Origin of the sequence: Streptomyces sp. NPDC052682, assembly GCF_040678435.1 — a bacterium.
GTDB lineage: Bacteria > Actinomycetota > Actinomycetes > Streptomycetales > Streptomycetaceae > Streptomyces.
This window is the reverse complement of record NZ_JBFATS010000034.1, coordinates 26,327-32,585: the sequence shown is the minus strand read 5'-3', so window position 1 is coordinate 32,585 and position 6,259 is coordinate 26,327. Positions and strand designations below refer to the sequence as shown.

The following is a 6,259-nucleotide window of genomic DNA, read 5'->3' as shown; positions in this document are numbered from 1 at the left end:
GCGCGCGCCGCGCCCGCGGGGGGTGGCGCGGGGGGCGCCCTGTGGTTTTGTATTCATACCGGCCGGGCGGCCCGCCCCCCACAACCACCCCCCCCCCCCCCGCTCCCAGTTGGCCCGGTGCTGGGTCCGACGGTCCGTCAGACCTCCACCACCACGGGCAGGATCATCGGCCTGCGCCGGTAGGTGTCGGAGACCCACTTGCCCAGCGTGCGGCGCACCAGCTGCTGGAGCTGGTGGGGTTCGACGACGCCGTCCTGGGCCGAGCGCTCGAGCGACTCCGTGATCTTGGGGATCACCTCGCCGAACGCGGAGTCCTCGATACCGGAGCCGCGGGCCTGGATGTGCGGACCGCCGGTGATCTTGCCGGTGGACGAGTCCATGACCACGAAGACCGAGATGATGCCCTCGTCACCGAGGATCTTGCGGTCCTTCAGGGCCGGCTCGCCGATGTCGCCGACGGACAGGCCGTCGACGTAGACGTAGCCCGCCTGGACCTTGCCGGAGATCTTGGCCTTGCCCTCGATCAGGTCGACGGCCACCCCGTCCTCGGCGATGACGATGCGGTCGTGCGGGACGCCGGTCATGGCGCCCAGCTCGGCGTTGGCGCGCAGGTGGCGCCATTCGCCGTGCACCGGCATCAGGTTCTTCGGACGGCAGATGTTGTAGAAGTACAGCAGCTCGCCCGCGGACGCGTGGCCGGAGACGTGGACCTTGGCGTTGCCCTTGTGGACGACGTTCGCGCCCCAGCGGGTCAGGCCGTTGATCACGCGGTAGACCGCGTTCTCGTTGCCGGGGATCAGGGACGACGCGAGGATCACCGTGTCGCCCTCGACGATGCGGATCTGGTGGTCCCGGTTGGCCATGCGGGACAGGGCGGCCATCGGTTCGCCCTGGGAGCCCGTGCAGACCAGCACCACCTCGTGGTCGGGGAGATCGTCGAGCGTCTTGACGTCCACGACCAGGCCCGGCGGGACCTTCAGATAGCCCAGGTCCCTCGCGATGCCCATGTTGCGGACCATCGAGCGGCCGACGAAGGCGACCCGGCGGCCGTACTCGTACGCCGCGTCCAGGATCTGCTGGATGCGGTGGACGTGACTGGCGAAGCTCGCCACGATGATCCGCTTGCGGGCGCCGGCGAAGACCTGCCGCAGGACGTTGGAGATGTCCCGCTCGTGCGGGGTGAAGCCGGGGACCTCGGCGTTCGTCGAGTCGGAGAGGAGGAGGTCGATGCCCTCCTCGCTCAGCCGGGCGAAGGCGTGCAGGTCCGTGAGGCGGTTGTCCAGCGGCAGCTGGTCCATCTTGAAGTCGCCGGTGTGGACCGCCATGCCCGCGGGAGTGCGGATGGCGACGGCCAGGGCGTCGGGGATGGAGTGGTTGACGGCGACGAACTCGCAGTCGAACGGGCCGATGCGCTCGCGGTGCCCCTCCGCCACCTGCAGGGTGTACGGACGGATGCGGTGCTCCTGGAGCTTGGCCTCGATCAGGGCCAGGGTCAGCTTGGAGCCGATGAGCGGGATGTCGGCCTTCTCGCGCAGGAGGTAGGGGACACCGCCGATGTGGTCCTCGTGGCCGTGTGTGAGGACGATGCCCTCGATGTCGTCGAGGCGGTCCCGGATGGACGAGAAGTCCGGCAGGATCAGGTCGATCCCGGGCTGCTCCTCCTCGGGGAAGAGCACTCCGCAGTCGACGATCAGAAGGCGGCCGCCGTACTCGAAGACCGTCATGTTCCGGCCGATCTCGCCGAGGCCGCCGAGCGGGGTGACCCGCAGGCCGCCTTCGGGGAGGGGCGGGGGCGGGCCCAGTTCAGGATGCGGATGACTCAAAAGACTCTCCTCACCACACGCGCCACGTACCGGTAAGGCACGTGGCGCGCATGACGTTCGTGCAGAAGCAGTTGTCGTTGTGGGATGCGGGCACCGGTGGCCCGCGTATTCAGTTGTGGAGTTTCGTGCGCGGGCGCGGCCGCGCGAAGTCTTGGTGTTAGAGCTGTACCCCGCCTGCGGCGAGATCGACCTTGAGCTGCTCGATCTCTTCGGGCGTGCACTCGACCATGGGGGCGCGCAGCGGGCCGGCGGGCAGACCCTGCAGGGCGAGCGCGGCCTTGGTGGTCATCACGCCCTGGGTGCGGAACACGCCGGTGTAGACCGGGAGCAGCTTCTGGTGGATCTCGGTGGCCTTCTGGACGTCGCCCGAGGTGTACGCCTCGACCAGGGCGCGCAGCTCGGGGGTGACGAGGTGGCCGACGACCGAGACGAAGCCGACCGCGCCCACGGAGAGCAGCGGCAGGTTCAGCATGTCGTCGCCGGAGTACCAGGCGAGGCCGGAGCGGGCGATGGCCCAGCTGGCGCGGCCGAGGTCGCCCTTGGCGTCCTTGTTGGCGACGATTCTGGGGTGCTCGGCGAGCCGGACGAGCGTCTCGGTGTTGATCGGGACGCCGCTGCGGCCGGGGATGTCGTAGAGCATGACGGGCAGCCCGGTGGCGTCGGCGATGGCCGTGAAGTGCCGGTAGAGGCCCTCTTGCGGGGGCTTGTTGTAGTACGGCGTGACGACCAGCAGGCCGTGTGCGCCCACCCGCTCCGCCTCGCGGGCGAGCTCGAGGCTGTGGTGGGTGTCGTTGGTGCCGACGCCGGCCACCACGTGGGCGCGGTCGCCGACCGCCTCCAGGACCGCTCGTACCAGGTCCGATTTCTCCGCGTCGCTGGTGGTGGGCGACTCACCGGTGGTGCCGTTGATGATCAGGCCGTCGTTGCCTGCGTCCACCAGGTGCGTGGCGAGCCGCTGTGCGCCGTCGAGGTCGAGTGCGCCGTCCGCCGTGAAGGGCGTGACCATGGCGGTGAGGACCCGCCCGAAGGGGGTCTGCGGAGTGGAGGTCGGTGCCATGGGTTACACGCTACTCGTTGCTCAGGGCGGGGTCCGCCCTAGGGGCTGGCGACAGATCCTGACACAGGGGGAGCCCGGCACTGCCTGCTCGGGGGTTCAAGCAGTGCCGGACCCGTTTGATCAGGCTAGATGAACTTCTCTAAATGCCGCAATACGGACACTTCACACGGCTGATGCGTACATGTGTCCCGGCTGAGGAGCGAGGTGCGTTACGGAGCCACACGCCCGTTCGTGTTGAAGGCGGCGTGGGTGAGCGGCATGAGGCGGGCCCACTCGGCCTCCATCTTCTCGCCGACCATCTCGATCTCCCGCTGCGGGAAGGAGGGCACCTTGGCCAGCTCGTGCTGGGTGCGCAGGCCGAGGAAGTGCATCAGCGAGCGGGCGTTGCAGGTGGCGTACATCGAGGAGTAGAGGCCGACGGGCAGCACCGAGCGGGCGACCTCGCGGGCGACGCCGGCGGCGAGCATCTGGCGGTACGTGAGGTAGGCCTGGCGGTACGACTCCTCCATGGCCTCGCCGACGAGCTTGTGCTGCTCGGGGGTGCCCTCGACGAACTCGTACTTGCCGGGCCTGCCCTGCTGGACCAGTTTGCGGGAGGTGTCCGGGACGTAGAAGACCGGCTGGAGCTCCCGGTAGCGGCCCGACTCCTCGTTGTAGGACCAGCCGACGCGGTGCCGCATGAACTCGCGGAAGACGAAGATCGGGGCGCTGATGAAGAAGGTCATCGAGTTGTGCTCGAACGGGCTGCCGTGCCGGTCGCGCATGAGGAAGTTGATCAGACCCCTGGAGCGCTCCGGGTCCTTCTTCACCTCGTCGAGCGACTGCTCCCCGAGGGTCGACACCCGGGCCGCGAACAGCACGTCGGAGTCGGCCGCGCTGTGTTTCACCAGCTCCACGGTGACGTCACTGCGGAGCTCGATCTTGAAGTCGTCGTCGGGGGTCTGGGTCACGTTCTGAGGGCCTTCCGGTCTCGTCTCTTGGCGACGCCACTCTACGACCCGTCCTCATCCCGCCCCGAACCGCCGGACCGTCCGATCGGGGGCCGGCCGCTGTGAAGTCGGTGAGAGTGGGCACCTGCCGGGGAGTTCGTTCGTCTCTCATGGTGACAGTCATCCGTTTCCACCCCAGAAGGGAGCTGCACCCCCGATGTCCGGTCGGCGCGAACCCGTACCGTTCGCCTTCCTCGCCGAAACCGACAGGTTCCGCAGCAACGTCGCTCCTCCGCCCCGTGAGCGGGCGTCCGTCGGTCAGATGGCCGGGCGCTGGCTGCTGGGGCTCACCATCATCGCCGCCCTCGTGGGCTCCCTGGTTCTCGGGATGCCCGCGCTGTCCCTCGATCACCCGGCCACGCAGACCCAGCAGTCCCAGGCGTCCGAGAACCGCTGAACCGTCACGGGGCGGGGGCTGACTCCATCCGGACCCCGGCAGTGGTGACCCGGGACACAGATCGGTAGCCTCACCGGGCACAGCCCTGCACGGATCGAGTGAGGACCAGTCGTGCCCCTGCCCTTCCTGACGGCCGACCGCGCTTTCGAGGCGGCGGACGATGTCCCGCTGCCGCACCACGACCGGGACCGCTGGCGGCGTCCGTACCGGCCGGGACCCTGGCGGGTCGGGGTGGCGGCGCTGGCGCTGCTGCTCGCGTCGTTCGTGCTGTTCTCGGCGGTGATCATCGCGGCGACGGCCGCGCTGCCGTCCGCCGCGGTGGTGTTCGGCATCGCGCTGGCCGTCATCGCGGCGGCCCTGCGGCTGCTGCGCGTGGGGGTGTGGGTGAGCCCCCGGGGGCTGCGTCACGTGGCGTTCTTCAGCACGCGGACGGCGCCCTGGGACCAGGTGGTCTCCGTGCGCACGGTGCAGCAGCCGGTGCGCTGGCTGGGGCTGCCCCGGACGGTGCAGGGGCAGGCGCTGCTCCTGGTCCGGCAGGGGCGGACGGCGGACAGGCTGCCGCCGCTGCTGACCACGCACAACGCGGACTTCCTCGCGCGGTCGGCGGCGTTCGACCGGGCCGCGGACGCGGTCGAGGCCTGGGCCGCGGAGCACAGGCCGAGTGCCGCGCCGGTGCACGGCTGACGGCCGGGGTCGCGGAAAGGGGCCGGTGCGCGGGGGATGCGCACCGGCCCCTTCGACGTGGGCCGACGTCTGCCCGCTGGGGCCTCAGGCCTCGATCCGCTTGCCGTCGTGCAGGGCGATCGCGCGCTGCATCGCCTTGCGGGCGCGTGGGGTGTCGCGGGCGTCGTGGTAGGCGACGGCGAGGCGGAACCAGCAGCGCCAGTCGTCGGGCGCCGTTTCGGTCTCGGCCCTGCGCTTGGCGAAGACCTCGTCGGCCGAGTCCCGGTCGATCCGGCCGCTGGGGGTGCGTTTCAGCTCGTCGACGGGCAGGCCGCCCTCGGCGTCGAGTTCGGCGGCGAGCTGGTTGGCCTTGCGGACGAACTGGGTGTTCTTCCACAGGAACCACACGCCGATCGCGGGCAGGATCAGCACCGCGACGCCGAAGGCGACGGTGAGGGGCGTGCCGGTTTCGATGAGCAGGACGCCCCGGCTGCCGACCAGGACGAAGTAGACGACCAGGACGGCGGCCGTGACGGCGTAGGAGATCTTCGCGCGCATGACGGTCAGGGGCTCAGTTCAGGTCCAGGAAGTGTTCCAGGCCGAAGGTGAGGCCCGGAGTGGTCACGACCCGGCGGACACCCAGCAGGATGCCCGGCATGAAGCTGCTGTGGTGCAGTGAGTCATGGCGGATGGTGAGGGTCTCCCCTTCGCCGCCGAGCAGGACCTCCTGGTGGGCCAGCAGGCCGCGCAGGCGCACGGCGTGCACCGGGACGCCGTCGACGCTGGCTCCCCGCGCGCCGTCCAGGGCGGTCACCGTGGCGTCCGGGGCCGGGGCGGTGCCGGCCTGGCGGCGGGCCTCGGCGATGAGCTGGGCGGTGCGGGTGGCGGTGCCGGACGGGGCGTCGACCTTGTTCGGGTGGTGCAGTTCGACGACCTCGACGGACTCGAAGTACGGCGCGGCGATCTGCGCGAACTTCATGGTCAGCACGGCCCCGATGGAGAAGTTCGGCGCGATGAGCACGCCGGTCCGCGGGGACTGGTCCAGCCAGCCCTTCAGCTGCGCGAGGCGGTCGTCGGTCCAGCCCGTCGTACCGACCACGGCGTGGATGCCGTGGCGGACGCAGAAGTCGAGGTTGCCCATGACGGAGGCGGGCGTGGTCAGCTCGACGGCGACCTGGGCGCCGGTCTCGGCCAGCGTCTCCAGTTTGTCGCCCCGGCCGAGGGCGGCGACCAGTTCCATGTCCTCGGCGGCCTCGACCGCCCGTACCGCCTCGGATCCGATACGGCCCTTGGCGCCGAGGACCGCCACGCGCAGCTTGCTCATCTGGTG

7 protein-coding genes are annotated in these 6,259 nt (G+C 70.3%); 2 read left to right on the top strand and 5 right to left on the bottom strand.

Translation table 11 applies throughout. The annotated features are described in order from the left end of the window. Positions 1–137: 137 nt before the first annotated feature. The 3 genes from AB0K80_RS32995 to thyX form a co-directional block, all read right to left on the bottom strand. Entirely contained in the window at positions 138–1,823 is a 1,686-nt protein-coding gene (locus tag AB0K80_RS32995) for a ribonuclease J (protein ID WP_365676080.1), read from the bottom strand. Positions 1,824–1,980: 157 nt separating this feature from the next. Continuing rightward, positions 1,981–2,880: a 4-hydroxy-tetrahydrodipicolinate synthase gene (dapA, locus tag AB0K80_RS32990; RefSeq protein ID WP_365676078.1), complete on the bottom strand. Its 900-nt coding sequence runs from the start codon at positions 2,878–2,880 to the stop codon at positions 1,981–1,983. Positions 2,881–3,089: 209 nt separating this feature from the next. Continuing rightward, positions 3,090–3,830: an FAD-dependent thymidylate synthase gene (gene thyX / locus AB0K80_RS32985; RefSeq protein ID WP_365676076.1), complete on the bottom strand. Its 741-nt coding sequence runs from the start codon at positions 3,828–3,830 to the stop codon at positions 3,090–3,092. A gap of 196 nt (positions 3,831–4,026) precedes the next feature. Between thyX and AB0K80_RS32980 the strand changes: the two genes are divergently transcribed. Together AB0K80_RS32980 and AB0K80_RS32975 are read left to right on the top strand one after the other, a co-directional pair. Further along, positions 4,027–4,266, top strand: a complete 240-nt coding sequence (locus AB0K80_RS32980) for a hypothetical protein (RefSeq protein WP_365676074.1) — start codon at positions 4,027–4,029, stop codon at positions 4,264–4,266. A gap of 111 nt (positions 4,267–4,377) precedes the next feature. Next, entirely contained in the window at positions 4,378–4,950 is a 573-nt protein-coding gene (locus AB0K80_RS32975) for a hypothetical protein (protein ID WP_365676072.1), read from the top strand. Between the two features lie 84 nt (positions 4,951–5,034). Here the strand turns inward: AB0K80_RS32975 and AB0K80_RS32970 are convergent, their stop codons facing one another. Both AB0K80_RS32970 and dapB read right to left on the bottom strand, forming a co-directional pair. Continuing rightward, positions 5,035–5,487, bottom strand: a complete 453-nt coding sequence (locus AB0K80_RS32970) for a hypothetical protein (protein ID WP_365676070.1) — start codon at positions 5,485–5,487, stop codon at positions 5,035–5,037. A 13-nt stretch (positions 5,488–5,500) separates the two neighbouring features. Continuing rightward, on the bottom strand, positions 5,501–6,253 hold the full coding sequence (dapB, locus tag AB0K80_RS32965) for a 4-hydroxy-tetrahydrodipicolinate reductase (RefSeq protein WP_365676068.1): 753 nt from the start codon (positions 6,251–6,253) through the stop codon (positions 5,501–5,503). Positions 6,254–6,259 lie beyond the last annotated feature (6 nt).